24 protein-coding genes are annotated in these 26,170 nt (G+C 33.9%); all 24 read right to left on the bottom strand.

The genetic code is table 11. The features are described 5' to 3' along the window. Positions 1–57 precede the first annotated feature (57 nt). Complete coding sequence (locus tag ABS764_RS13830; RefSeq protein WP_408082378.1) at positions 58–1,320, bottom strand: hypothetical protein; 1,263 nt, start codon at positions 1,318–1,320, stop codon at positions 58–60. After that, positions 1,317–1,940, bottom strand: coding sequence for an HAD family hydrolase (locus ABS764_RS13825; RefSeq protein ID WP_408082377.1), 624 nt, complete (start codon positions 1,938–1,940; stop codon positions 1,317–1,319). Before ABS764_RS13825 ends, ABS764_RS13830 begins: the two co-directional genes overlap by 4 nt. Positions 1,941–1,947: 7 nt before the next feature. Continuing rightward, positions 1,948–2,637, bottom strand: coding sequence for an acylneuraminate cytidylyltransferase family protein (locus tag ABS764_RS13820; RefSeq protein ID WP_408082376.1), 690 nt, complete (start codon positions 2,635–2,637; stop codon positions 1,948–1,950). 6 nt (positions 2,638–2,643) lie between these two features. After that, positions 2,644–4,179, bottom strand: a complete 1,536-nt coding sequence (locus ABS764_RS13815) for an aldolase catalytic domain-containing protein (protein WP_408082375.1) — start codon at positions 4,177–4,179, stop codon at positions 2,644–2,646. A 44-nt stretch (positions 4,180–4,223) separates the two neighbouring features. Beyond that, the gene (locus tag ABS764_RS13810; RefSeq protein ID WP_408082374.1) at positions 4,224–4,388 is read right to left on the bottom strand and encodes a hypothetical protein; all 165 of its coding nucleotides are present in this window, start codon (positions 4,386–4,388) and stop codon (positions 4,224–4,226) included. 9 nt (positions 4,389–4,397) lie between these two features. Then, positions 4,398–5,462 carry a Wzz/FepE/Etk N-terminal domain-containing protein gene (locus ABS764_RS13805; RefSeq protein ID WP_408082373.1) on the bottom strand — a complete coding sequence of 355 codons (1,065 nt, stop codon included), beginning with the start codon at positions 5,460–5,462 and terminating at the stop codon, positions 4,398–4,400. 86 nt (positions 5,463–5,548) lie between these two features. Then, on the bottom strand, positions 5,549–7,960 hold the full coding sequence (locus ABS764_RS13800; RefSeq protein ID WP_408082372.1) for an SLBB domain-containing protein: 2,412 nt from the start codon (positions 7,958–7,960) through the stop codon (positions 5,549–5,551). 25 nt (positions 7,961–7,985) lie between these two features. Beyond that, entirely contained in the window at positions 7,986–8,993 is a 1,008-nt protein-coding gene (locus ABS764_RS13795; RefSeq protein ID WP_408082371.1) for a mannose-1-phosphate guanylyltransferase, read from the bottom strand. A 49-nt stretch (positions 8,994–9,042) separates the two neighbouring features. Beyond that, positions 9,043–9,390: a four helix bundle protein gene (locus ABS764_RS13790; RefSeq protein WP_408082370.1), complete on the bottom strand. Its 348-nt coding sequence runs from the start codon at positions 9,388–9,390 to the stop codon at positions 9,043–9,045. 89 nt (positions 9,391–9,479) lie between these two features. Then, on the bottom strand, positions 9,480–10,766 hold the full coding sequence (locus tag ABS764_RS13785; RefSeq protein WP_408082369.1) for a nucleotide sugar dehydrogenase: 1,287 nt from the start codon (positions 10,764–10,766) through the stop codon (positions 9,480–9,482). Between the two features lie 282 nt (positions 10,767–11,048). Continuing rightward, positions 11,049–11,513: a UpxY family transcription antiterminator gene (locus tag ABS764_RS13780; protein WP_408082368.1), complete on the bottom strand. Its 465-nt coding sequence runs from the start codon at positions 11,511–11,513 to the stop codon at positions 11,049–11,051. A 126-nt stretch (positions 11,514–11,639) separates the two neighbouring features. After that, positions 11,640–13,031 (bottom strand): UDP-glucose 6-dehydrogenase, encoded by a 1,392-nt coding sequence (locus ABS764_RS13775; RefSeq protein ID WP_408082367.1) that lies wholly within the window; start codon positions 13,029–13,031, stop codon positions 11,640–11,642. Between the two features lie 4 nt (positions 13,032–13,035). Beyond that, positions 13,036–14,031, bottom strand: a complete 996-nt coding sequence (locus ABS764_RS13770; protein WP_408082366.1) for an SDR family oxidoreductase — start codon at positions 14,029–14,031, stop codon at positions 13,036–13,038. 94 nt (positions 14,032–14,125) lie between these two features. Beyond that, entirely contained in the window at positions 14,126–16,573 is a 2,448-nt protein-coding gene (locus ABS764_RS13765; RefSeq protein WP_408082365.1) for a polysaccharide biosynthesis tyrosine autokinase, read from the bottom strand. Between the two features lie 16 nt (positions 16,574–16,589). Then, complete coding sequence (locus tag ABS764_RS13760) at positions 16,590–17,378, bottom strand: polysaccharide biosynthesis/export family protein (RefSeq protein ID WP_408082364.1); 789 nt, start codon at positions 17,376–17,378, stop codon at positions 16,590–16,592. A 68-nt stretch (positions 17,379–17,446) separates the two neighbouring features. After that, entirely contained in the window at positions 17,447–18,067 is a 621-nt protein-coding gene (gene recR, locus ABS764_RS13755) for a recombination mediator RecR (RefSeq protein ID WP_408082457.1), read from the bottom strand. Positions 18,068–18,236: 169 nt separating this feature from the next. Then, positions 18,237–18,602 carry a CoA-binding protein gene (locus ABS764_RS13750; protein ID WP_408082363.1) on the bottom strand — a complete coding sequence of 122 codons (366 nt, stop codon included), beginning with the start codon at positions 18,600–18,602 and terminating at the stop codon, positions 18,237–18,239. 65 nt (positions 18,603–18,667) lie between these two features. Next, entirely contained in the window at positions 18,668–19,612 is a 945-nt protein-coding gene (gene ctlX, locus ABS764_RS13745; protein WP_408082362.1) for a citrulline utilization hydrolase CtlX, read from the bottom strand. A 78-nt stretch (positions 19,613–19,690) separates the two neighbouring features. Next, positions 19,691–20,968, bottom strand: a complete 1,278-nt coding sequence (locus ABS764_RS13740; RefSeq protein WP_408082361.1) for a citrate synthase — start codon at positions 20,966–20,968, stop codon at positions 19,691–19,693. A gap of 157 nt (positions 20,969–21,125) precedes the next feature. Next, complete coding sequence (eno, locus tag ABS764_RS13735) at positions 21,126–22,418, bottom strand: phosphopyruvate hydratase (protein WP_408082360.1); 1,293 nt, start codon at positions 22,416–22,418, stop codon at positions 21,126–21,128. Between the two features lie 212 nt (positions 22,419–22,630). Next, complete coding sequence (carA, locus tag ABS764_RS13730; protein WP_408082359.1) at positions 22,631–23,731, bottom strand: glutamine-hydrolyzing carbamoyl-phosphate synthase small subunit; 1,101 nt, start codon at positions 23,729–23,731, stop codon at positions 22,631–22,633. Between the two features lie 188 nt (positions 23,732–23,919). Then, entirely contained in the window at positions 23,920–24,417 is a 498-nt protein-coding gene (rplQ, locus tag ABS764_RS13725) for a 50S ribosomal protein L17 (protein ID WP_408082358.1), read from the bottom strand. Positions 24,418–24,479: 62 nt separating this feature from the next. Continuing rightward, positions 24,480–25,472 (bottom strand): DNA-directed RNA polymerase subunit alpha, encoded by a 993-nt coding sequence (locus ABS764_RS13720; RefSeq protein ID WP_408082357.1) that lies wholly within the window; start codon positions 25,470–25,472, stop codon positions 24,480–24,482. Between the two features lie 21 nt (positions 25,473–25,493). Beyond that, positions 25,494–26,099 (bottom strand): 30S ribosomal protein S4, encoded by a 606-nt coding sequence (gene rpsD / locus ABS764_RS13715; protein WP_073245948.1) that lies wholly within the window; start codon positions 26,097–26,099, stop codon positions 25,494–25,496. Positions 26,100–26,170: the final 71 nt, after the last annotated feature.

The following is a 26,170-nucleotide window of genomic DNA, read 5'->3' as shown; positions in this document are numbered from 1 at the left end:
CGAAAAAAATAAATTATTAAATATTTTTTCTGTAATCAGAAATTCTTTAACTGAACACTATTGGGAATTTAAAATTTCGGCATAATTATTTATGCCCATTCCCAAGGTTTCTTCAAGTAATTTTATTGCTTGTTTGTCAACTATATTTGTATCTATACTTTTAAACTGTTTAATTATATATTCCAAATCAGATACCGTTGAAAACTTATCTTCTAAACCATCAAATAATTCATTTTCATTCTTGTCATATCTTAGACAAAACAAATTAAAATACATTGCTTCATAATACGCTGTTGTGTTATACGCAATCGCAAAATCATACTTATCGGAGCTTAACTCATTAATTAAGCTATTATTTTTTGAACATATTTCAAACCCAAGTTGATTTGCAATACCCTCATATTTTTGATAGTTTAAACTTGGATGTAATTTTACACTAACTTTAACTGAATTATTTTTTTTATACTCAGCAATTAAGTCTAAAAGTTCTAGATTCGATTTATCGTAGATTTCCCTAGGCAACAAAACAATGCAATTTTTGAATTCGATTTTTAAGTTTATTTTTTTTGCAGGATATTTGGGATTTCCCCCAACTAGTATTTTTTCTTGAGGAAAATCAAAATTTTTATTTAAATCCCTCTTTGATGATTTCCCCCATACAATTACATATTGTGAACTAATATTAAAGCCATTAATATAATCTAGCGGTTTTTGTTGTTTGAAATTAATATAACTTACACCATGAGATAATGAATATGTCCTTATGGTTGAATTATGATTAATAACTTGACAAAGTAAATTTTCTATTCCATAAGAACTAATCAATGAAATATAGCTATGGTTTGTAAATCTATTTCTTCGCTTTATTAATTCATTTCTCAAGTCCTTTTCTATGTTTAGGTTAAAACAAAGTTGTGATGCTAAATATAATTTTGATTTAATATCTATTTTTAGTTGTCGAGCATTTATTAGTGTATGAATTGAGATGAAAATATTTATTATGCTGATTTTTAGTTTAGGTTGAATGATTTCTGATTGAAGGAGAATAGAATTAGGAATGTCTGATCTACAATTTTCTACTAATTTGATATGATCCATTCTATCAACAAAGCATGTATAAATATTAGTATATAAATTAAAATGTTTAACAAAATCCTTAACATTTAAAGTCTTTATAAAAGATTTAAATATGGCATAATATGAGGGAGGTTTAAAATAAGCGACAATCAAAATATCATGCGCAATTGCTTTGTTAAAATCAACATTATTTTTAATTAATTTAAACGAATTGTTTATTTGTATGAATTTATCCCAACTCATAAAAATTTAAATAAATTAGTATTGTATACTGTCAGATTATTGTTATTGTAACCATAAAAGTGAATACCATTAAACTGAGCAGCTTCCAAGTCATTTACACTATCTCCAATCAAAACACACTCATTAATATTATAGTCATGGCTATCAATTAATTCCTTTACCCACTGTTTTTTCGGCTTTGGAGAACCATGAATAGATTCAAAAAGATTTTCAATACTCATGGACTTACAGAGATATCTTAATTCTTCTTGATCTGAACCAGATGTAATATGCATTCTATACTTTTCTTGGTTTTGCCGCACAAAATCTAAAGTTTCATTTATTAATAAATTAGGATTTACTAATAAATTTTTCATTATTATTGAAAACCGTTCTGCCCATAGGAGTATTTGGTCCTCTGTGATTGCTTCGTTTCTGATTTCTTCAAAAAAATACCTAAATTTAACATACCTTGACAAACCACCATTAGCTTTATGAAAATTTAAAAGCCTTTCTACTTGTTCTTTAGGAAACTCTTCTAAAACCTTTTCAAAACCTAAATCACGAACTGCATTAGAATCCATAAGCACCCCATCAAAATCCCAGAAAATTACTTTAATTAATTTTAAATCCTTTGACATCATAAAATTATTTAAAAAGCGATTTATGGATCTTATCTGCTACAACAAAATCATCCTCCCAGTCAATATCAAAAGATTTCAACTTATCAAGCTCAAAATAATAGGGTTTTAATCCTATTCTATCATTTAGTTTTAAGTAGTTTTTTATACTATTAATATAAAATGCATGATTGATCTCATATAATACTTGTAAATCTTGTGTTCTTGGCCATTTAACAATAGATCTATCATAATTAACACAAGAATTATTAATTGGATTCCATAAAAACTGTTGGATTTTTGTCACACTCATTAAACTATCAAAATTATAGTCTAATTTATTATAGATTTCAATAGCTTTCAAATATGTAGACTCATCAACAAAAGGCGATGTGGCATGAAGCCAAAAAACATGCTTATCTTCACTAAAAATAGTGGGAATGTAATTTATGAAATCATTTATATTTGTTGATGATTGACATAAATGCTCAGGTCTTTCTATAATTTTTATTCTATCATCTTTAAACTTTAGAGCAACATCAATTGATAATTCATCGTTAGTAGATAATATAATTGGAATATCAAGATTTAAATTTAATAATTGTTTAATTTTTAGCTCTAATATTCCACCTTCAAAATTAGAAAATTTTCTAGTATTTTTAGATAAAACTCTTTCGCTTCCTTTTCTAGTCGGCAAAAAAAACACAAAGTCTTTCATATCCAGTTATTTTGAAATTATTGAAAATATTGAATTAGTTTTAATATCATATTTAGTTTCAGTAAGTGAATAAAATTTCATTTTTATTTGTTTACTAAGTACATTAAATAAGAAACTATTTTCATAAAACAACTCTTGCTCTTTAGTGGACATTGTATCTTTATAACCATCATAGCCTACAATATACAATTCTTCTATACCTATACTCAAAATTAGATTTAATGCAATTCCAGTATGTGAATCAGAATAGGGCTGAAGCAAACTATTATTTTCAAGTTCAAACGTATTACTGGTCAATTTTTCAGGCACATATGTCCCCATTTTTCTTGGAAATGGTGGTAAAACACAAATTGCATTTAATGGTATATTCTCCCCAAAAACGTCTTCCATCCTATGACCTTCATTTCCCACTAAACAAAATATTTGACGACAATTACTACTTTTAATTGACAATGCATTCTTTGCACTAGAATGAACTACAATTATATCTGAATTGCTTTCTAAAAATTTATGAATTGCTTCAGAATGATCTGCCACAGATTGACCACCACCAATAAGAATAGCTTTTTTTTCATGATTCGCTTTAAACGATGCATATTTAATATTATCAAAAACTCCATTTGCCTTATTCTGCAAAGCCCTAATAATAGAATTAAAAGAATAATAACGCTTACCTACCCAATCCATGACATCTTTTTGGGGTAAAGAATATGCACCAGATACCATATAAGGTAAATTAGTACCCCATTCATACGATTTTTGAAGCTCTGAAAATCCATCCACAACTTTCGACAATGGGCTAAAATCAACTTCTAATTTTTCTTGCGCATTTAAGGCTGTAAAAAGCAATTCTGTTTTTAAATTACCTGCTCCTCTTCCCATTCCAGTTATAGTTGCGTCTACAATTTCACAACCTTCTTCTATGGCTGTAAGTGTGTTAATCAAAGCCAACTCCATGTTATTATGCCCATGAAATCCTAAAGGAACATCATCTACATAATTTTTCACCAATTGTATGGTTTCTTTCACATCATTAGGATAAACTCCCCCATAGGAATCTACCATATAAAAATAGTCAGCGATTCCTTTTACTTCTGGTAAAAGTTTTAGAAAATCTTTTTGTTGTTTCCATTTGGACATATACATGACATTGAACCCAACTTCAAAACCCATTTTTTTAACTGCTTCTGCCAATTTTAATGCTCTTCCAAATTTATTTGGATCTATGGCTATACGTACCATTTCTATGAGTCCAATACAAGGAGCTAAAAGCACAGGAACATGTTCTGGACGAATGTCTTTTTCATTTAGAATGATTACTAATTTTTTGTTAGTTTGTGTTTTCAAACGTTCCATTACATAAACTGGTAAATAAAAATATTCACCTAAATATCCTTCTAAAGGTATGGAACGATAACCTACTTCGATATAATCAATGGGTAAATCATTACAAGCTTTTATATAGGTGTCTACTAATTTACGATTAAAATCCCAGTTGGTGTAATAGCCACCATCACGAAGAGTACAGTCTAATATTTTCATATATTTTTATATGTTATTTTAATTTTATTCATTTGAAATATTTATCAAATCATTGCTTGCATTTCTTTCATCAATCCGGCAAGGTCATATTTAGGTTGACATCCCAGCTTAGTTTTTGCTTTATTAGTAGTATCTCCAATTAACAAAACAACTTCAGTAGGCATGAAATATTCAGAATCAACAGCTAATACCTCTTTCCCTAATCCCACATAATTATACTACACGGACAATTCCTTTAGCAATCGTTTAATAATCAAATAAAAAACAATCAAAAATCCCGCTAAAAATCCACCCAAAACTATTCCTTTAGCTTTACCAAAACGTTCTTTAGCTAAAGGCAAAATAGGTCTATCAATTACCTGAATTAAAGGCGTTTCTTTACGCAGCGTCACTTTTGCTAATTCACTTTGCTTAACTAATTCTGTCAATATAGCTGTATTCGCCTGTACATCTACCTGCCTACGGGCAGAAGGAGCACGGCGGACATTCAAAGCGGGATTCAAATTAAAGGTATTGTCATTAGCCACCGCTACACCTGTTATGGCACTATTTAATTCCCGACGGACAGAATCGGTTTGCCGTTCTAAAATCAGCATATTTTCTTTGGCCTTTTTGCTTTTCGTCTCCACATAAAAATCGGATACTTCATCTACCAGGGCTTCGCAAAAATATTTTGAAAACAATTCATTTGTAGATGCGACATCTATACTAATTATAGCAATCTTTTTATCCTTTTGAGCAACAGATAAAGCAGATTTGGATAAATCTTTGTAAATCAAACCTAAAATACTATCCTGAACCCGTGTGAATTGTTGACGGTTGGCATTAGGTGCAAATTCTAATTTAGCGAGAGCTGGTTTTTCTTTCCAATTATCACCCCATTCCTTATTTTGAATATACATTTGTGCCAGAGAAATAGTGTTTCCATCTACTACTACAGGACTTAGTAAGGTTTTCTCGACCATAGAGCGCGATTTGAACAATTCAATTAAGTTAGATGCTGAAAAAGCACCACCGCCACTGCCTCCTAAATCGAGTCCGAAAGAACTGGCTAATCCTAATGCGCCACCTAATCCACCGGATTTTTCATCTTCTAATGCGAAAGATAAGGTAGCCGTATAGACTGGTTTTTTAATAAAGGAATAAGTAAGCCCCAAAGCTGCTCCAATAATTCCTGCTAACACAATCACTTTCCATTGTGAAAGCAGGTATTGATACCATTCTTTTCCCTTTTCAATTAGTTCTTTAAGGGATATTTCGTCGTTTGGATATTGTTCGTTCATATGTATTGTTATTCGATGATCGTTGTTCGATGGTCGTTGACGATGGACCGTCAACGAAAATCCGCAGAGAATATTCGTTATCGCATCTATTTAAATGCCGTAATAATCAATAATGCCAAACTGGAAATTACGCTACCAAATCCAACAACCTCTCCGGCACTTAGTTTTTTACGTTCCGGTTTTTCAGGCACTATAATTTGAGAATCGGGTAATACTTTAGGATAGGATCTAAAAAACAGGAAAGAACCGGTCACATCTGCTTTTCCGTTAGGATAGATAATGTAGGCTTTCTTTTTCCAGCCTTTGGCATCCACACCTCCTACTGAACTTAAATAGTATCGGAAAGATTTGCCCTTGCGATACGGAATTTCAGAGTTCAGTAATACATTTCCGGAAACTCTTACACCTTCATTCAATTCAGCCACTTCAATCTGATCTCCGGGAAACAAGGTTACGTTAGAGTAATGCCCCGGGTCTTTTTCGATTTTGTTCCAATCTACCGGTATCGTAGCATACTGCAATTGATTCTTTAATTTTTCATTCGAATTCACAACACTTGAATCGGAAAGAGGCAAATTTAAATCAATACTTTGTAATTGCTCAATTTGATCGGCTTTAACAGGTCTTTTGATTTTAACACCATGAGTGTTGGCGATATCCTTCAATCCACCGGCACGGGAAACTATATTAAAAATCGTTTCTTTTTTATTCTCTAACACATAACTACCCGGATACACCACTGCTCCGCTAATGCTTACCATTTGTGGTTTTTCATACACCGCTACTCTTCGAATACTAATGACATCAAAAGGCATTAAAGCATAATTTTTAAGCTGTTCATTATTTTCCGGTGTCAACTCTAAATGAATCAGTTCGATACGATTGGGATTACCAGCGTAGATATTATCTGATTTTATCATTCTTGCTATTTCAACACGTTTAGAGGCTGAACCTGTTAAACCACCTGCCTGTACCAACAGGTCATTTAAAGTTAAATTATCTAAATAGGTATATTCTCCGGGATTTCTCACTTCACCAGCTATCGTAACATTGTATTCTTCTCTGAAATCCAGGACAGAATAAACCGTCACAATATCTTCTCTTTGCAATAAAATATCAGCATTCGCGTCTCCTGAAAGTGCCGCTGCTAAATTGGCATTGATGATTTCGGTGCTCAAATCACTTTTTAAACGCACAATACGAGCTCTTTGTGTATAAGCATCTTCCTTTAAACCTTCGGCTTTAGCTACCAGATCAGAAATTCGCATGCCTTCGTAAAAAGAATAAGTATTAGGTCTGAAAACGGCTCCTTCAATACTGATACGGTTTTCAAAACGATTTAATATTTTTGTCACCTGAAACACGTCTCCTGCCTGCGGAAGATAGCTGTTGAATTCACTTTTAAGAATATCACGAACTTTAAATTCCTTATTGGTTTTTTGGGTTACACTGACTGATGCTGTATAAGCTATCTCATTGAAACCCGAAGCGAAGCTAACTAAATCAGAAAAAGTTTCCCCTTTTTTCATTTCAAAAATACCGGGACGCTTAACCTCTCCCGTTATAGTAACACGCTGCGTATAAGACGGAATGCGAATAACATCATTATCTTTCAAACCAACATTGTCTGATTGATCACCTTTAACCAGAAAACGATATAAATCAATCACACGATATACTTTATTATTACGTAATAATTCAATATTACGGTAACTGCCATTAAGAGCAGGCCCACCTCCTAAAAACAACGCATTATAGACCGTAGCCAAAGAGGAAACCGAATAATTACCGGGTTGTTTACTTCCTATAATAGTTACCTTAATAGTACGAATACGACTCAGACTAATATCCACCTGAGACTGTCCTGAAGCTACCGTACTATAGACTCCGGCAATTGCATTTTTTATTTTTTGAGAAGCTGCTTCTATGGTCATACCTGAAACAGCAAGCTGTCCCACATATGGAATACTAATTTTTCCTTCAATACTCACAGGAATGGAGGCGTTAAACTCCTGGACACCATATACACTCACCTGCAATTCATCACCTGGTCCTAAAACATAATTTACAGGAGTTGCCAACTTTAAATCGGGTTCAAAATTTAGTGTGGGATTATCAAACAATTCCGAACCAAAAACCAAAGTATTACTAGTACCTTTTACTTTGCTATTACTTATTTTTTCCTGTGTTCTTCCACTGTTTTGAAGTTGCGGATTAGTATCCGAACTTCCTCCACTTATGGTTGTAGTGGCCAGACGGGCACGCAGTTTTGAAAATTCTGCAGCAGACATCCCTTTGGCCAAAGCCATTGGCTCAGCCTGATCTAACGTCATATTATTCGATTGCAGCTGTGCTTTAATTTTTGACAGATCAGCTTCTGTCAAATTATCCACCTTCAGCGTACTTAAATCTGTACTTTTCAATAAATCCTGAGCGAATCCGGTTGAAAATTGTAAAAAAGTAACTAATAATAAAATGAATGTATATCTCTTTTTCATGTCTTGTTTATTGTTAAACTGTATTTTATTCTAACAGCTCCGGTTTTATTCTTTCCAATTCATTATACAAATCCTTTACATCCTGAGAATGTTCTTTTTGCAACACCAGATTTGCATTATCCGTAGCTATTAAAATCGTGTTTTTCATGCCAATAAAAGCGGTATAATTTTGTGTTCCAATGGTCATATTGCCATTTTCATCTACCGCATGTCCTTTAGAAACCAAATAGTCATAAACCGATTCAAACGATCCTAAATCAGACCATAAAAATTGCGAAGGAACTACCTTAATTTTTTTACTTCTTTCCATTACAGCATAATCAATACTAATAGAAGGAATGTCTAGAGATAATGCCAAATCCAGTTTCCCATCGGTATTATTTTCCCATGCAATTTTGGATTTCTTATATACTTTGGGTTTAAAATGTTTTAACTCGTCCAGAAAAACTCCCGCTTTGAAACAAAACATTCCGCTGTTCCATAAGAAATTCTTTTTAGCGATAAAGGTTTTTGCCGTTTCAAGGTTTGGTTTTTCTCTGAATGACAGTACATTTTCCCCTTTAGATTCTATATAACCGTATCCTGTTTCCGGCTTAGTAGGAACAATTCCGAATGTAACAATATGGTCATTAGCCGCTTTTGCAATTGCATCAGCTACAGCCTGATCATACAAATCTTTCTTTTCAATGATATGATCCATCGGAGTAACAATCAAAATGGCTTCCGGATCAGCAGCAAACGCGGCAAATGCAATAGCTGCAGCCGTATTACGTGGCGTTGACTCCACAATATCCAAATAAGGGATATTGTTTTTTTCTAAAATATGCCTGCTCAAATGACAGTTATCGACATTTCCTACCACGATAACCTGATCTGCAATTTCTCGGTTACGGTCTACTGTTAATTCAAACAACGATTTTCCTTCAAAAATCTCTAAATATTGTTTGGGTCTGCTTTTTCTGGATAAAGGCCACAAACGACTTCCTACCCCTCCGGTAAGAATGACGTGTATGATTGTATGTTTTTTATTCATAATTTAATATTCGTTGTTCGATTTTCGATGTTCGATGTTCGATGAACGTTCACTGTTGCAGAGATTTAATTAACTTATACAACATCATTTTAATCCTGTTGCACAAATCTAATAACATCTTATAATCATCATCTGTAATATATCCCAGTTCTTTAGACAAAAACAAATGATAATTGGTTTCTTCTAACGAGCCTTTTGATATGTACAAAAACTGAACAAATTCCTTTTTGTATTGTCGGGCTTGCCCTTCGATTATATTAGTTGGAACACTGGACACACTTCTTCTAAGCTGACTAGTCAAAGTAAATTGTTCCGATTTTGGGAAACACTTAGTTATCTTATAAACTTCTAACACCAATTGATGAGAAACTTTACAAACATCTAAATTGATTTCCATTTTTTATTATTTGTTATTTGATTTTCGATGTTCATTGTTGATATTCGCTTTTTTCGATGGACGATAAACGGTCAACGATTAACGCTTACTCACAGTCTGCCATCTACGCAATCACCCAAAACACCTTTTACATCATAGATGACACTTGTTGTTTTCCGGAGTTTTGACAAATCCATGGTCAGGAAATGAGCATGAGCAACTCCTAAAACAACGGCATCAAATTTTTGCCCTTCGGCAATCTCAGGATGACAAACCAATTCGTATTCTTTTTTTACTTCAGCAGGGTTAGCCAAAGGATCAAAAAGGGTAACACTTATTCCATACTCTTTTAATGCCTTAATAACATCTACTATTTTAGTATTGCGAACATCAGGACAATTTTCTTTAAAAGTGATCCCTAGCATCAACAGCTCAGCTCCACTAACAGAAATTCCTTTTTTAATCATGAGTTTCACCACCTGAGAAGCCACGTATTCGCCCATACTGTCATTCAAACGTCGTCCTGCCAGAATTATTTCAGGGTGGTATCCTAATTCCTGTGCTTTTTGAGCTAAATAATAAGGATCTACCCCTATGCAATGTCCTCCTACCAATCCTGGTTTAAAGGGTAAAAAATTCCATTTTGTTCCCGCAGCTTCTAAAACATCCTGAGTGTCAATATCCATCAGATTGAATATTTTAGCCAGTTCATTTACAAAAGCAATATTAATATCACGCTGCGAATTCTCGATTACTTTAGCAGCTTCGGCTACTTTTATCGATGGAGCGAGATAGGTTCCGGCTGTAATAACCGATTGGTATAGCTGATTTACTTTTTGTGCTGTTTCAGCAGTAGAACCGGCCGTAACTTTCAAAATTTTATCTACGGTATGCTCTTTATCCCCGGGATTAATTCGTTCCGGCGAATAACCGGCAAAAAAATCACTATTGAATTTTAATCCTGATATTCGTTCTAAAACAGGAACACATTCCTCCTCTGTAACTCCGGGATAAACAGTAGATTCATAAATGACGATATCTTCTTTTTTCAAAACCTTAGCTACCGTTTCACTTGCTTTATACAAAGGTGTTAAATCAGGACGGCTGTTTTTATCTACAGGTGTAGGAACGGTTACAATATAATAATTACAATGCGCTATATCATTTATATCAGAAGTGCAATACAAGCCTTTTTCCTCGGGTTTTTTATCCACTAGTACTGAATTCAATGTAGCGGAATCAATCTCCAGCGTTACATCAACTCCTGATTGTAACTGCCCGACTCTTGATGCGTTAATATCAAAGCCAACAACAGCAAATTTTGTAGCAAATAAGCGAGCCAAAGGCAAACCTACATAACCAAGACCAATAATTGCTATTTTAGAATCAGAATTCATTAATTTACTTTTGTATGAACTTCTTTTATTGTTTTTCTTCCACCGCTTCGCGACTCCAACCCACATAAATAGGTTGAAAATCCGTTTTTTTTCAGTGCGCAAATATAACAGACTATAAGCGGAATTCCTATAAAAATCTTCAAAATCGAAACAGTAAGAAGAACCTAATGTTTATTTATCAAAAATGACTAACTCAAAAAAGTTAAAAACCAGTTATTTAGCAATATAAAAACTTTCTTACGTCGAAATACTACTACTCAAAAGGTTTAAAAGTTCTATATGTTACTTTAATTTCATTTTTAAAACACAACCAATTGATTCCAAAATCAGCATGTAATGTGATTTACCCACTTCCTGAACTATGGCTGACTGTGATTTGAAAGGCCCTGATGCTACTTTAATTCTGTCTCCCACCTGCAAAGGAGTTAAGGAAACCTCATATTGATCAGAAGCGCCAAGCCATTCTTTGATGGTATTGATTTCCTGATCCAGTACAACAGCAGGTTTTCCTAACCAAAAAAGATAACGCACGACTCCTGTAACCTGAAAAACCAAGTTTCTGTCCGCTTCGTCCAGATGAACAAAAACATAAGAATTAAAAAGAGGAACCTCTACTTTCTTTTTTCTATCCGTCCACTGCCTTACTTGTGTCATTAAAGGGCAATAACATTCAATTCCTTTTTGAGTTAATTGTTCCGCAACTTTCTTTTCCCATTTTGGTTTTGTATACACTACATACCAGTTCATACCTCTAAATTTTAGTACTACATTTATTTCTGTTCTGCCTGTTTAAGCAAATAGTATGTTTTTCTTCTAAAAAAACAAACTCATCCCTGATTAAAGAAATGAGTCTATAACAATATCATTTTTACATTATGATCCGATAGCCTGATAAACAAATCCTATTTTTTCTAACGCAGAACCGTCTAAAATATTTCTTCCGTCAAATACAAACGCAGGTTTCTGCATAGCATTGTATATTTTTTGCCAGTCATAAGAAATAAACTCATCCCATTCCGTAAGAACCGCAATTGCATGAGCTCCGGCACAAGCTTCGTAAGGATTTTCAAACGACAAAACACTGCTTGCATTATTTTCAGCGCTTCTTGACTCTAAATAATCCAAATCAGCCAAAACCTTTTTTCGGGCAACCTTAGGATCATATACTGCAATTTGAGCGTTTTCACTTATCAAATCATCTGCAACATAAATAGCAGCAGATTCTCTGGTATCATTAGTATCTTTTTTAAATGCCCAGCCTAAAAAAACAATCTTTTTACCGGAAACCGTATTGTATAAAGTTTTCACTATTTTATCAGAAAAACGTCTTTTTTGATGGTCATTCATAATGATTACCTGCTCCCAATAATCGGCTACTTCCTGCAAACCATAAGATTTAGCTATATAAACCAAATTCAAAATGTCTTTCTGAAAGCAAGAACCTCCAAAACCTACAGAAGCTTTTAAAAATTTAGAACCAATCCTGCTGTCCATCCCAATAGCCTTAGCCACTTCATTGATATTTGCTCCTGTTTTCTCACAAAGTTCAGACATAGCATTAATAGAAGAAATTCTTTGTGCCAGAAAAGCATTGGCTGTTAGCTTTGATAATTCTGAAGACCAGACATTAGTCGTCAGAATTCTGTCCTTTGACACCCAGTTCTCATAAACACCTACTAATGCTTCGATAGCTTTCTGCCCTTCTACAGTAGTATCACCGCCTATTAAAATTCGATCCGGATGCAATAAATCCTGAACAGCAGTACCTTCTGCTAAAAATTCCGGATTAGAAAGAATTTGGAATTTCACTCCGTTTCCGGTATTATCCAGAATGCTTTTTATCGCTTCAGCAGTACGTACCGGCAAAGTAGATTTTTCCACAACTATTTTATCGGATTGGGATACTTTAGCAATCTGTCTGGCACACAATTCAATAAATTTTAAGTCGGCTGCCATTCCTTTTCCTTTCCCATAGGTCTTTGTAGGGGTATTTACCGAAATAAAAATCATTTCAGCTTCCTCTATAGCCTGATCTACTTCAGTAGAAAAAAACAAATTACGCCCTCTCGCTTCTTTTACAATTTCAGAAAGTCCAGGCTCATAAATAGGGATATTATTTACATCGGCATCATTCCAGGCGGCTATTCTTTCGTGATTTAAATCTACCACTGTGACTTGTATCTGCGGACATTTCTGTGCTATAATTGCCATTGTAGGCCCTCCAACATAGCCCGCACCAATGCAACAAATTTTTGTAATTTTCATTTTCCTATTTTCTTTTTTCTCCTAAATTATTCCAATACCAATCCACTGCAATCTTAAGTCCTTGCTGCAAAGAATATCCAGGATTATACCCCAGAAGTTCTTTTGCCTTATCAATACTGGCTAAAGAATGTGGAATATCTCCCGCCCGGTTAGAACCGTGAATCACTTTAACATTCGTTATTTCTGCATCATATATACTCAAATATTCTTTCAAATAAAGTACTAAATCATTCAGCGTATTTCTATCTCCAAAAGCAGTATTGTAAACCGTGTTAACGGCCTCAGGATTATCTGTTGCCATAGCCCGCTCGTTCATCTGAATTACATTATCTATATAAGTGAAGTCTCGGGAATAATTACCATCCCCATTTATAGTGATACTTTCATGATTCATTAACTGCATCACAAATTTAGGAATCACAGCCGCATAAGCACCGTTCGGATCCTGTTTTCTTCCAAAAACATTAAAATAACGCAAACCAATCGTTTCTATTCCATAGGTCTTACTGAATATTTCAGCATACAGTTCATTTACATATTTGGTAATAGCATAAGGCGAAAGCGGTTTTCCAATCACATCTTCTACCTTTGGTAATCCGGCAGAATCTCCATAAGTGGAAGAACTCGCAGCATATACAAAGCGTTTTACATTAGCCTGCGAAGCTGCTTGTAATACGTTCAAAAAACCGGATACATTCACCTCATTAGTAGTAAGAGGATCATTTATAGAACGTGGTACAGAACCCAAAGCCGCCTGATGCAAAACATAATCAACCCCTGACATTGCTTTTTTACAATCTTCAAAATTACGGATATCACCCTCAATCAGAGAAAATTCAGGATTATCCAAGCATACTTTTAAATTATGACGGTGTCCCGTAGCAAAATTGTCCAGACAAATCACCTTATTCCCTTTTGCTAAAAAGTACTCACACAGATTAGAACCAATAAAACCTGCTCCTCCGGTAATTAAAATAGTATAATTTGTTATTTCTCTCATCTTTTTATTCAAAATTTGCTGTAGAACTGTATTTAAGAAATTTTTCATCTTTAGCGAGGAAAAAGAAAATTTCTATTTTTTAATCTAACGGTTCCTACGCTTTTCTAATCTTATCTCTTATTTTTCCCAAAAAACTTTTGGGTTTTTCATCCTCATGATAACCGCTGGAATAATCTCCATAGCCATAACCGTAAGCATAAGACGTACCGTACTTTGCTTTGTTTTCAAAACCATTCAGAATAATACTTACATTGGTCATTTCACCTCTCTTCACACGATTATTTAACAATGGAATCATCTCCTTTTTGGTTACATTCTGTCTTACAATATACAAGGTTACATCGGCATACTGGCCTAACTCCAATGAATCTGCAACTAAACCTACAGGCGGTGTATCGAGAATAATGTAATCGTATTTTGTTTTTAATTCTTCAACAAATTCAGCCATTGTTTCTCCGATAATTAATTCAGAAGGATTGGGCGGAACAGGACCCGAAAGAATAACATCTAAATAAGGAACTGCTGTTTTATTTACTATTTCTTCCAGTTTTTTTTGTCTGATGAGATAATTTACAACCCCTGAGTCATTAGACAAACCAAACTCATCAGCCAGTTTGGGTTTTCTTAAATCCAAACCTACAATTACTGTTTTCTTTTCGCTTAAAGCAAAAACAGTAGCGATGTTTATCGAACAAAATGTTTTTCCTTCACCACTGATAGAAGATGTAATCATTAAGGTTTTCCCTCCTTCCAGATTTTGCTTTTTATATAAAAACTGTAACGAAGAACGAATCGCCCGAAAGGATTCTGACAATGCTGATTTGGGCTTATCAAAAACCGCCAGTTCACCTTTTTCCTTATACACCCCAACAACACCTATCAAAGGAATCTGAGTCTGTTTACTCACATCTTCTGCATTTTGAACAGAATTATTAATAAAAAAGATAATAAATATAAACATTAACGGAATCAGGATTCCTAAGAAAGACGCTAAAACATAATTCACGGATGTTTTAGGTCCTATCAGTCCTCCACCCACATCTTTAGCGGGATCAATAAAATGAATGTCAGATAAATTGGCTGCCTTTACGATATCAGCTTCGCTCCTTTTTTGCAAAAACGTGCTGTAAATATTATCGCTTAAATCGTATTTCCTTTTGATTTTCACCAATTCTTGTTGGTCATCAGGCAATTGTTTAATACTTCCTTCTGCCTGATTAATTTTACTATTCACCAATCCTAAATCAAACTGTAATGCCGATTTTGCACTAGCAATATTTTCAAGCAGAACGCTTTTTACCGCTTCCATTTGATTGTCGAAATCCCGAAATAATTTATCGCTTTTTACCGCATAAGCCATTTCAGAACGCTGTGTAGAAAGTGCAATAAGCTTAGAGACATTCGTTACAATATTAGGATCTTCAATTCCGGCAACAGATGGCGCCGGAAGTTTAGAATAATCTACACTGCTTTTTAAATACGATTTAAGGGAATTGTAATAAGCAATTTTCCGAACGATAGCATCTTTTTCAACATCATACTCAAGAATTTTATCCGAAAACCGGGCTCCCCCATCTTCCAGATTAAAAACATCTTTATCTTTCTTAAAAGATTTCAGTTCTTCCCCTGCTGTTTTCAATTGCGATTCCATAGCAACAAGCGTACTATCAATAAAAGAAATCGTATTGGTTGCAAATCGATTCTTATTATCAAGCTGCCTTTTAATAAGCATCTTAACCGTTGCATTAAGATATTCGACCATTCGGGCCTTATTGGTACCGGTCATCTTTAAGGTTAAAATAGAAGCGCCCTTATTATCAGAAATAACACTCACTCCTTTGTAACGGGATACTGCCCCGTTAAAATCATTAAATCGAACGAAATATACTTTTCCTTTATAAAAACCAGGATTCTCTTTTATCTCTAATTTCCAATTTAAAAACGGCAACGAGACTGGCTCTCCAACCTTATATTGCTTAATGAAATCGCCTATTGCAACATTCGTACTGCTATACGAATTATCAGAATAGCTAATTAAGGAAGCAGAATTGTTTTGAAAAGGAATTTTTATCTGGTATTGGGACTCGCTTAAAAAAGTAATTTGGATTAAACTACCTGCTAATTGTCCTTTGTTTTTATCAATCGATACATAAAACGGTACAGCTCCATAAGCATCAACCATATTGTACTTTTCCTGCTGTAAATAATCAATATAAAATTCTAATTTATCAACCACTAATTCATTATGGGATCTTGATTGTAATGTGGTGGAAACAGTCTGCATTTGATCAGAAATCCCACCCCAATTGAATGTCAGACTGGTATTGGAAGTAAACAGCGGATTATTTTCTTCCTTAATCGAAATCAAAGTCTCCATCTCATAAATCTTCTCCTTACGAATATTTACCTGATAGGCAATTGTAAAAGCAATTATCAAACTTACCAAAAACCATTTCCAGTAACTCACTATTTTCAGGAGCAATCCCTTAAAATCAAAGCTTAGCTGGTTTTCAAAAATGGAAAAGTCTTTTATATCTAGCATTTTTTTACAAAGTATTTTATCTTTTTAACAATAACAAAACAGTTGTTCCTAAAGAAATCAGCGTTAATATTGTACCTAAAGATTCGATACCTGTTTTCCCTGTACCCCAGCTTTTTTGTTTCAGAGGTTTCACATAAATATAATCATTAGGCTGTAAATAATAATAAGGAGAGTGTATCACATTACGATCAGTAAGATCAATATCATGCATTTCAGTACCTGTCGGAGTTTTTCTGATAATAGTTACTTCCTTTCTGTTTCCGGTAAGTGTAATATCACCTGAATTAGCAATCGCTTCCATGATATTTACCTGTTCCTGAAACAAGGTCTTAGTTCCGGTACTACCTACTTCGCCATTAATTGTATATCTAAATCCTGCCAACTTTACGATAACAAAAATATTAGCTTCTTTTTTAAAATATTCTGTTAATAACTGTTTTTCGATTCGTTGCCTTACTTCATCTAAAGTATACCCTGTCACATTGAATTCTCCCAAAAGAGGTATCCTGATATTTCCATGATCATCTACTGTAAAGCCGTTAAAATACAAAGCTGATTCAGATTTTCCGGATTCATCCTCATTTGTAGTACTGAAAATCTCGACTAATTTTGGATCATTGGCTTTAATAGTAATACTTAAAACATCGTTTGTTTGTAACCGATACGGCTTTGAAGCAACTGCCGAAATAGTCGTTTCAGTATTTGTTTCGTCTTTATTTTGCAGGTAAATCAAATCTTTTGTTGATATACAAGACGAAAACAAGACACTGATACTTAATAATAAACCAAATAAATACTTAGTCATTTTATAATTTTATATAACAAATATAGCTTTCATTTTATGAAAACAGAAGCCGTATTAATAATAACTCATTAATTATTTTTTATTGCCTTTTCAAATGGTAAACGCTGTAAAATACTGCGTCCAAGAGTAACTTCATCAGCATATTCTAATTCGTCGCCTACAGCAATTCCTCTGGCAATAGTTGAAATCACGATATCTGAATCAGCAATCTGCTTGTAAATATAAAAGTTAGTGGTATCCCCTTCCATTGTTGAACTCAAGGCAAAAATAACCTCCGTTAAATTTCCTGACTTTACTTTTTCTACCAAAGTCGAAATCTTCAACTGACTCGGACCTACTCCGTCAATTGGCGAAATCTTACCGCCTAAAACATGATAAATTCCTTTAAACTGTCCTGTGTTCTCAATTGCCATTACATCACGAATATCCTCAACAACACACACTACTTCATGATTTCTGTTTTTATTGCTGCATATTTCACAAATCACAGTGTCCGAAATATTATGACAGCTTTCGCAAAACTTAATTTCCTCCCTCATATTCACCAATGCCTGCGTCAGGAAAGCCGTTTGTTCTCTGGGCTGTTTTAACAAATGTAAAACCAGCCGCAAAGCAGTTCTTTTCCCTATTCCCGGCAATTGCGATATTTCATTGACAGCTTTTTCTAATAATTTTGAAGAAAATTCCATAGTTGCAAATGTAATAATTTGTTCATTGAAATAACTGATTATTCCAAAATGCCTGATAAAATAAATTCCTTTTGAATCATCTGTCTGAAACCTGATTCCGTTCACTATATTTAATTAAAAAAGCCATTTTTCGTATGAAAAACAGCTTACTTTATTTTCGGAACAAAAATTAATATTGGTTTGTAGCTAATAAAACTAATGTACAGGCAACTTCGGCTTTGATATTATTCAATTCTAAAAGCTGATACAACTCCGGATTTTCTGTTCCCGGATTAAATATTACCCGCTTAGGCTGGGCTTCAATAATATAATTATAATAATGCCGTTGATTTTTTGGATTTAAATACAATGTAACAGTATCTATAGCCTTAACAGGAATAGCCTTAGTATGTATTTTCACTCCTGCAACTTCCCCCTGATGCTGACCAATAGCCAGCACAGTATGCCCTTTTTGTGTTAACATATTTATGGCTCTAAAAGCATATCTGTCAGATTTTGTAGTTGCTCCCAGAACCAGCGTTTTTTTATTTTTCATTATTATTTATTTTTGCAAAGGTAGACAAATAGAACTTAAACAGAAGGATACAAAATTTCAATACTTCAAAAAGAATTATTTTTAGGCAGAAAAATTTCTGCCATCATACATCTTGCACTTCCTCCTCCACAAGCTTCGATGGTTTCTAAATCAGCGGTTAAAATACAACCGTATTTTTCTAATTGTGTTATTTGATTCTGACGAAGCGCTTTAAAAGCTGTAGTACTCATTACAATATATCTTTTATCATCAGCACCTGAAACTTCCAGTATATTCCCGGCAAAATAATTAAGCTGTTCTTCACTAATCAGAACAACTTCTTTCCCGCTTGCTCTTAAGTTATCTAAAACCATTTTGCGTTCTTTTTTATCTGCAATCATATCTGCACAAATTACAGCAAAATGCTCCCCAATACTCATCATTACATTCGTATGATAAACCAATTTCAGTTTATTGTCTACTGTATGAAAAGCTTCAAAAATAACCGGAGCATAATCAAAATCTTCACAAAATTCAATAAAGAGTTCCTCATCAGCTCTTGGTGATAAAGCACAATAGGCTATTGCATTTGCTCTGTCTAAAACTAAACTTCCGGTACCTTCCAGAAAAAGCCCATCCTCTTCTGCTGATGTAAAATCAACACTATTTTCAATCACAAAACCTTTTTCTTCAAGGATATCCAAAACATCCTCCCGACGCTCATCCCGACGGTTTTCAGCAAACATAGGATACAAAACCACATCCCCGTTTTCATGAAAAGAAATCCAGTTATTTGGAAAAATACTATCCGGAGTATCTGTATCTAAAGTATCTTCTATAACCACTACCTGCACACCGTTTCCCTGAAGCCGGCTCACTAAACCATCAAACTCCTGCCGGGCTTTAGCATTTATAGCCGAAGGCAACATTCCGTTTATTTCTTTTTGAAAATGATTGTTTTCCGTGGTTTGCTCATTCATCCGAAAAGCTACCGGACGTATCATTAAAACCGAATTAGTTACTTGTTTCATCTGAATCTGTTATTATTTATCAAAGATAAAAAAAAGCCTCACTTTTCAGTGAAGCTTCAGTTTGATTTAATTTAAAGATTATACGGGTCTTTTAAATTCTCTTAACGCAGATCCTGTATAAATTTGTCTTGGTCTTCCAATTGGCTCTTTATTTTCACGCATTTCTTTCCATTGAGCAATCCATCCCGGTAATCTTCCTATAGCAAACATAACAGTAAACATATCAGTAGGAATTCCTAATGCTCTATAGATAATTCCTGAGTAGAAATCAACGTTTGGATATAGATTTCTGGCTTTGAAGTATTCGTCTTCTAAAGCAGCTGCCTCTAATTTTTTAGCAATTTCTAAAATTGGATCATCAACTCCTAAAGTTCCTAAAACTTCATTGGCTGCTTTTTTGATAATTTTAGCACGCGGGTCGAAGTTTTTGTAAACTCTGTGTCCAAATCCCATTAATCGGAACGGATCATTTTTATCTTTTGCTTTAGCCAGATACTTTTCTGTATCTCCACCATTCTGATGAATTTCTTCTAACATTTCTAACACAGCCTGATTAGCACCTCCGTGTAAAGGTCCCCAAAGCGCAGATACTCCGGCAGAAATAGATGCAAATAAACCAGCATGAGAAGAACCTACCATTCTTACTGTAGAAGTAGAACAGTTTTGCTCATGATCAGCATGCAGAATAAATAATTTATCTAAGGCCTCAATAACAACAGGATTTACTTTATAAGGCTCGGTAGGTAAAGCAAACATCAAATTCATAAAATTCTCTACATATCCTTTTGTATTATCATAATAATTCAAAGGATATCCCATTGCTTTTCTATAAGTCCAGGTTGCAATTACCAAGAATTTACCCATGGTTTTACAAACCGCCTGATACAATTCTTTTTCATTCTCAACATTTACCGATTTTGGATTGAAAGCTGTCAATGCACTCGTTAAAGCAGCTAAAACACCCATTGGATGCGCTGTTTTTGGGAAGCCATCAATAATGTTTTTCATTTCCTCATTTACTAAGGTATGTTTTCTGATATCTGTTTCAAATTGCTCTAATTGTGCAGCTGTTGGTAGTTCTCCAAAAATTAAAAGATAAGAAACTTCTAAAAAGTTTGCCTGATCGGCTAAATCTTCAATAGCATAGCCTCTATAGCGTAAAATTCCTAATTCTCCATCCAGAAAAGTAATTGCACTAGTGCAAGAACCTGAATTCTTAAAACCAGGATCAATTGTAATTGCTCCTGTTAAATCTCTTAATTTGTTAATATTGATAGCTTCTTCGTTCTCACTTCCTTTAATAACAGGAAACTCATACTTCTGACCATCAATCTCTAATATAGCTGTTTTTGACATAATAATTTGAAATAAATCTTTACACTTAATAATTTACCAAATCTAAGGATAATAACGTTAATTAAAAAGAGAAAAAAACAGCGATATTGTTAAATTTGATAAAAAAAGCCATTCATTTTAAAATGAATGGCTTTAAAAAAATAACAATTTGTTATTCTTATTTTATTTTGAATGCTTTTTTTCCGGGAAAATAAGCTGTATTTCCTAATTCTTCTTCAATTCTAATCAATTGATTGTATTTAGCCATACGATCTGAACGGGAAGCTGAACCTGTTTTAATTTGTCCACAATTTAAAGCCACAGCTAAGTCAGCAATTGTATTATCTTCAGTTTCTCCTGAGCGGTGAGACATTACAGAAGTATACCCTGCATTTTTAGCCATGTTAACTGCAGCTATCGTTTCAGTTAAAGTACCAATTTGGTTTACTTTAATAAGAATTGAGTTAGCAATCCCTTTCTCGATTCCAGTTGACAAACGCTCCACATTCGTTACAAACAAATCATCACCTACTAATTGAACTTTATCTCCAATTTTTTCAGTTAACAATTTCCAACCTTCCCAGTCATTCTCATCCATACCATCTTCGATAGAGATAATTGGGTATTTAGTTGTCAACTCAGCTAAATACTCAGCTTGTTCAGCAGAAGTTCTTACTTTTCCTGTTTCTCCTTCAAATTTAGTGTAATCGTATTTTCCGTTTACATAAAATTCTGCAGAAGCACAGTCTAAAGCAATCATAATTTCGTCACCAAAAGTATAACCTGCTTTCTCAACTGCCAATTTGATAGTATCTAAAGCATCTTCAGTACCACCGGCTAAGTTAGGAGCAAAACCTCCTTCGTCACCTACAGCAGTAGAAAGACCTCTATCGTGTAACACTTTTTTCAAGCTGTGAAAAATTTCAGTTCCCATTTGCATCGAATGAGAAAAAGAAGTTGCTTTTACAGGGAAAATCATAAATTCCTGAAAAGCTATCGGAGCATCAGAGTGAGAACCACCATTGATGATATTCATCATTGGAACAGGCAATGTATTAGCAGAAACTCCACCTACATATCTGTATAAAGGTAATCCTAATTCAGCAGCAGCAGCTTTAGCAACAGCTAAAGAAACTCCTAAAATTGCATTAGCTCCCAGTTTAGATTTATTAGCAGTACCATCTAAATCAATCATCATTTGATCAATAAGATTTTGTTCAAAAACAGAAGTACCTACAAGTTCTTCAGCAATTACAGTATTAACATTGTTCACTGCATTTAAAACTCCTTTTCCTAAAAAAGCTTTTCCACCATCACGTAATTCTACAGCTTCGTGTTCACCGGTTGAAGCTCCAGATGGAACTGCCGCTCTTCCTAAAACACCGTTTTCTGTAATTACATCTACCTCTACTGTAGGATTACCTCTTGAATCGAAAATTTGTCTTGCATGAATTTTGATAATAATACTCATATTACTTAGTTTTTAAATTTTAAAATACAAATATATTCTAAGTTTTTCAAACACCGTATTTATTTTTTCAATCTTATCAACGAAAACGTTATAAATCTATTTTTTAAACATAATTTAAAATAAATTTTACAAATAAACAGCCTTCAAAAGATTTAAAAAAAAAGGCTAAACAAAAGAATTGCTTAGCCTTTACTTATTTTTTTGAAAGAAAATTATTTTTTTAAACTCTCAATAAACTGATCAAATAAATAAGAGGAATCATGTGGTCCCGGACTTGCTTCCGGATGATATTGAACAGAAAAGCAGTTCGTACCTTTCACTCGCATACCTGCCACTGTTCCGTCATTAAGATGAAGATGTGTAATTTCTAATCCTGAATGAGCTTCAACTTCTTCTCTATTCACAGCAAAACCATGATTTTGAGAAGTAATTTCTCCTTTTCCTGAAACCAAATTCATAACAGGATGATTAATTCCGCGGTGACCGTTAAACATCTTATACGTTGAAATCCCATTTGCCAATCCTATCACCTGATGTCCTAAACATATCCCAAATAAAGGTTTATTGCTGGCAAGAATTTCTCCGGCAACTTCAATGGCATTTTCCAAAGGCTCCGGATCACCAGGTCCATTTGACAGGAAGAACCCATCAGGGTTAAAAGAATTTAACTCCGCAAAAGAAGAATCATACGGATAAACTTTAATATAACAATCTCTTTTAGCCAGATTACGTAAAATATTTGTTTTAATCCCTAAGTCTAAAGCGGAAACTCTGTAAGTGGCACTTTCATCTCCGTAAAAATAAGGTTCTTTAGTTGAGACTTGTGAAGCCAACTCTAAGCCTTTCATATCCGGCACTTGAGCTAAAGCCGCTTTTAGTTCCTCAACAGGAGTATCATCTGTACAAATAACAGCATTCATCGCTCCATTCTCTCTAATATAGCTTACTAAAGCTCTAGTATCGACATCAGAAATACAGATTAAATTATGTTTTGTAAAATAATCTTCCAAACTCCCTGAAGCATCTTCTCTGGAATAATTAAAGCTAAAATTTTTACAAACCAAACCGGCAATTTTAATACCGTTTGACTCTACTTCTTTATCGTTAACGCCATAATTTCCAATGTGTGGATTAGTCGCGACCATAATTTGTCCAAAATAGGATGGGTCTGTAAAAATTTCCTGATATCCTGTCATACCAGTATTAAAACATACTTCACCAAAAGTGGTTCCGCTGATTCCGATAGATTTTCCGTGGAATATAGTTCCATCACTTAATAAAAGGATGGCGCTTTTTCGTGTTGTGTATTTCATTTGTTGTTAAATATGATGCAAATTTAATTCATTAAAGCAGTGAAAGCAACAATTTTAAAATTTATTTTAGAATTGTAATTAATTATGTAATTCTCAGCCAACACAAACTCATCAGTAAAAAGTCAAAAAAAAAGGATAAACTAAAAAAATAGTTTATCCTTGATTCTATAGAATGATTATCTTCATAATTATTCGGCAGCAGTTTCGTCAGTAGCTTCAGTTTCTGCAGCAGGAGCTTCGGCAACCGGAGCATCTTCTGTTTTCTTAGCTTTACCACCACGACGGCTTTTTGCTTTTTTAACTTCTTTTTTACCTCCGTTGTAAAGCTCGTTAAAATCTACTAATTCGATCATTGCCATATCAGCATTATCTCCTAAACGATTTCCAACTTTAATGATACGAGTATATCCTCCCGGACGGTCACCAACTTTAGCAGCTACATCTCTGAATAAATCAGTTACAGCATATTTGCTACGTAAGTTAGCAAAAACAATACGACGATTGTGAGTCGTATCATTTTTAGATTTTGTTATAAGCGGCTCAACAAATTGTTTAAGTGCTTTTGCTTTAGCAACAGTAGTGTTAATACGTTTGTGCTCAATTAGAGAACAAGCCATATTAGCTAACATAGATTTTCTATGCGCAGTCTGTCTGCTTAAGTGATTGAATTTTTTTCCGTGTCTCATGACCAATTTATTTTAACTTCATCTTGCTACAATCCACTATGGAGAGCAAAATATGAAGTAAATTATTCTTTATCTAGTTTGTATTTTGCTAAATCCATTCCGAAAGTCAAATTCTTAACTGCTACAAGTTCATCTAGCTCTGTTAAAGATTTTTTACCAAAATTACGGAATTTCATTAGGTCATTTTTATTGAACGATACTAAATCACCAAGTGTATCAACTTCAGCCGCTTTCAAACAATTTAAGGCTCTCACAGATAAATCCATATCAACAAGCTTAGTTTTAAGCAATTGTCTCATATGTAATGATTCCTCATCATAGGATTCTGTTTGTGCAATTTCATCAGCCTCAAGTGTAATTCTTTCGTCAGAGAACAACATGAAATGGTGAATTAGAACTTTAGCAGCTTCAGTTAGTGCATCTTTAGGATTAATAGAACCATCAGTTTTTATTTCAAAAACTAATTTTTCATAATCTGTTTTTTGCTCCACACGGAAGTTTTCTATTGCATATTTTACATTTTTTACCGGAGTAAAAATAGAATCTGTAAATATGGTTCCAATTGCAGCATTTTGTTTTTTGTTCTCCTCAGCAGGAACATATCCTCTACCTTTCTCGATTGTTAAATCAAGACTCAATTTGATTTTTGGATCTAAATTACAGATAACAAGTTCTGGGTTCAAAACTTGAAAACCTGAAATAAATTTTTGAAAATCACCAGCTGTTAATTGATCTTTACCAGAAACAGAAACAGAAACTGATTCATTATCGATATCTTCAATCTGACGTTTGAAACGTACTTGTTTTAGATTAAGGATAATTTCGGTAACATCTTCAACAACCCCTGAAATAGTAGAAAACTCATGATCTACACCTTCTATGCGAACAGATGTAATTGCATACCCTTCCAATGCTGAAAGCAAAACTCTTCTAAGTGCATTACCAACAGTCAATCCATAACCAGGTTCTAAAGGTCTAAATTCGAATTTACCTTCAAAATCGGTTGAATCGATCATGATAACTTTATCGGGCTTTTGAAAATTAAATATTGCCATAAATTTCGACTAAGTCAATTATTATTTGTTGTACAACTCTACGATTAATTGTTCTTTAATGTTTTCTGGAATTTGAAGTCTTGCAGGTACACTTACAAAAGTACCTTCTTTAACGTCATTGTTCCAGGTAATCCATTCATAAACTTGACTTGAATTAGATAAAGAACGTTCGATTGCTTCTAAAGATTTAGATTTCTCACGAACAGCAACTTTATCACCAGGTTTAAGGTGGTAAGAAGGAATATTTACAACTTCACCATTAACAGTAATGTGTCTGTGAGAAACTAATTGTCTTGCACCTCTTCGAGATGGAGCAACCCCCATTCTAAAAACTACATTATCCAATCTTGCCTCACATAATTGTAAAAGAACTTCACCAGTAACACCTTTAGTAGCTGATGCTTTTTTAAATAAACCTCTGAATTGTTTCTCTAAAATTCCGTAAGAATATTTAGCTTTTTGCTTTTCCATTAACTGGATAGCATATTCAGATTTTTTACCTCTTTTTTTAGCCATCCCGTGTTGTCCAGGAGGGTAATTTCTTTTTTCGAAAGATTTGTCATCTCCGAAGATTGCTTCGCCAAATTTACGAGCAATTCTAGTTTTAGGACCAGTATATCTTGCCATTTCAATGAATTAATTAAGGTAGAGATTATGAATTCAGGTCATATCCTTCGATAATCGTATTTTCTACCTAG

This window comes from Flavobacterium plantiphilum, assembly GCF_046000495.1.
GTDB classification, from domain to species: Bacteria; Bacteroidota; Bacteroidia; order Flavobacteriales; family Flavobacteriaceae; genus Flavobacterium; species Flavobacterium plantiphilum.
This window is presented reverse-complemented; position numbering and strand designations above follow the sequence as displayed.

Coding starts and splice junctions, on each gene's coding strand:
- carA (WP_408082359.1), bottom strand. CDS start 23,731: ATGAAATACACAACACGAAAAAGCGCCATCCTTTTATTAAGTGATGGA.
- ABS764_RS13805 (WP_408082373.1), bottom strand. CDS start 5,462: ATGAACGAACAATATCCAAACGACGAAATATCCCTTAAAGAACTAATT.
- ABS764_RS13770 (WP_408082366.1), bottom strand. CDS start 14,031: ATGAGAGAAATAACAAATTATACTATTTTAATTACCGGAGGAGCAGGT.
- ABS764_RS13790 (WP_408082370.1), bottom strand. CDS start 9,390: ATGGAAATCAATTTAGATGTTTGTAAAGTTTCTCATCAATTGGTGTTA.
- ABS764_RS13775 (WP_408082367.1), bottom strand. CDS start 13,031: ATGAAAATTACAAAAATTTGTTGCATTGGTGCGGGCTATGTTGGAGGG.
- ABS764_RS13830 (WP_408082378.1), bottom strand. CDS start 1,320: ATGAGTTGGGATAAATTCATACAAATAAACAATTCGTTTAAATTAATT.
- ABS764_RS13800 (WP_408082372.1), bottom strand. CDS start 7,960: ATGAAAAAGAGATATACATTCATTTTATTATTAGTTACTTTTTTACAA.
- ABS764_RS13780 (WP_408082368.1), bottom strand. CDS start 11,513: ATGAACTGGTATGTAGTGTATACAAAACCAAAATGGGAAAAGAAAGTT.
- ABS764_RS13750 (WP_408082363.1), bottom strand. CDS start 18,602: ATGAAAAATAAAAAAACGCTGGTTCTGGGAGCAACTACAAAATCTGAC.
- ABS764_RS13760 (WP_408082364.1), bottom strand. CDS start 17,378: ATGACTAAGTATTTATTTGGTTTATTATTAAGTATCAGTGTCTTGTTT.
- ABS764_RS13825 (WP_408082377.1), bottom strand. CDS start 1,940: ATGTCAAAGGATTTAAAATTAATTAAAGTAATTTTCTGGGATTTTGAT.
- ABS764_RS13815 (WP_408082375.1), bottom strand. CDS start 4,179: ATGAAAATATTAGACTGTACTCTTCGTGATGGTGGCTATTACACCAAC.
- ABS764_RS13785 (WP_408082369.1), bottom strand. CDS start 10,766: ATGAATTCTGATTCTAAAATAGCAATTATTGGTCTTGGTTATGTAGGT.
- rplQ (WP_408082358.1), bottom strand. CDS start 24,417: ATGAGACACGGAAAAAAATTCAATCACTTAAGCAGACAGACTGCGCAT.
- ABS764_RS13795 (WP_408082371.1), bottom strand. CDS start 8,993: ATGAATAAAAAACATACAATCATACACGTCATTCTTACCGGAGGGGTA.
- ctlX (WP_408082362.1), bottom strand. CDS start 19,612: ATGAAACAAGTAACTAATTCGGTTTTAATGATACGTCCGGTAGCTTTT.
- ABS764_RS13740 (WP_408082361.1), bottom strand. CDS start 20,968: ATGTCAAAAACAGCTATATTAGAGATTGATGGTCAGAAGTATGAGTTT.
- rpsD (WP_073245948.1), bottom strand. CDS start 26,099: ATGGCAAGATATACTGGTCCTAAAACTAGAATTGCTCGTAAATTTGGC.
- ABS764_RS13820 (WP_408082376.1), bottom strand. CDS start 2,637: ATGAAAGACTTTGTGTTTTTTTTGCCGACTAGAAAAGGAAGCGAAAGA.
- ABS764_RS13720 (WP_408082357.1), bottom strand. CDS start 25,472: ATGGCAATATTTAATTTTCAAAAGCCCGATAAAGTTATCATGATCGAT.
- ABS764_RS13765 (WP_408082365.1), bottom strand. CDS start 16,573: ATGCTAGATATAAAAGACTTTTCCATTTTTGAAAACCAGCTAAGCTTT.
- eno (WP_408082360.1), bottom strand. CDS start 22,418: ATGAGTATTATTATCAAAATTCATGCAAGACAAATTTTCGATTCAAGA.
- recR (WP_408082457.1), bottom strand. CDS start 18,067: ATGGAATTTTCTTCAAAATTATTAGAAAAAGCTGTCAATGAAATATCG.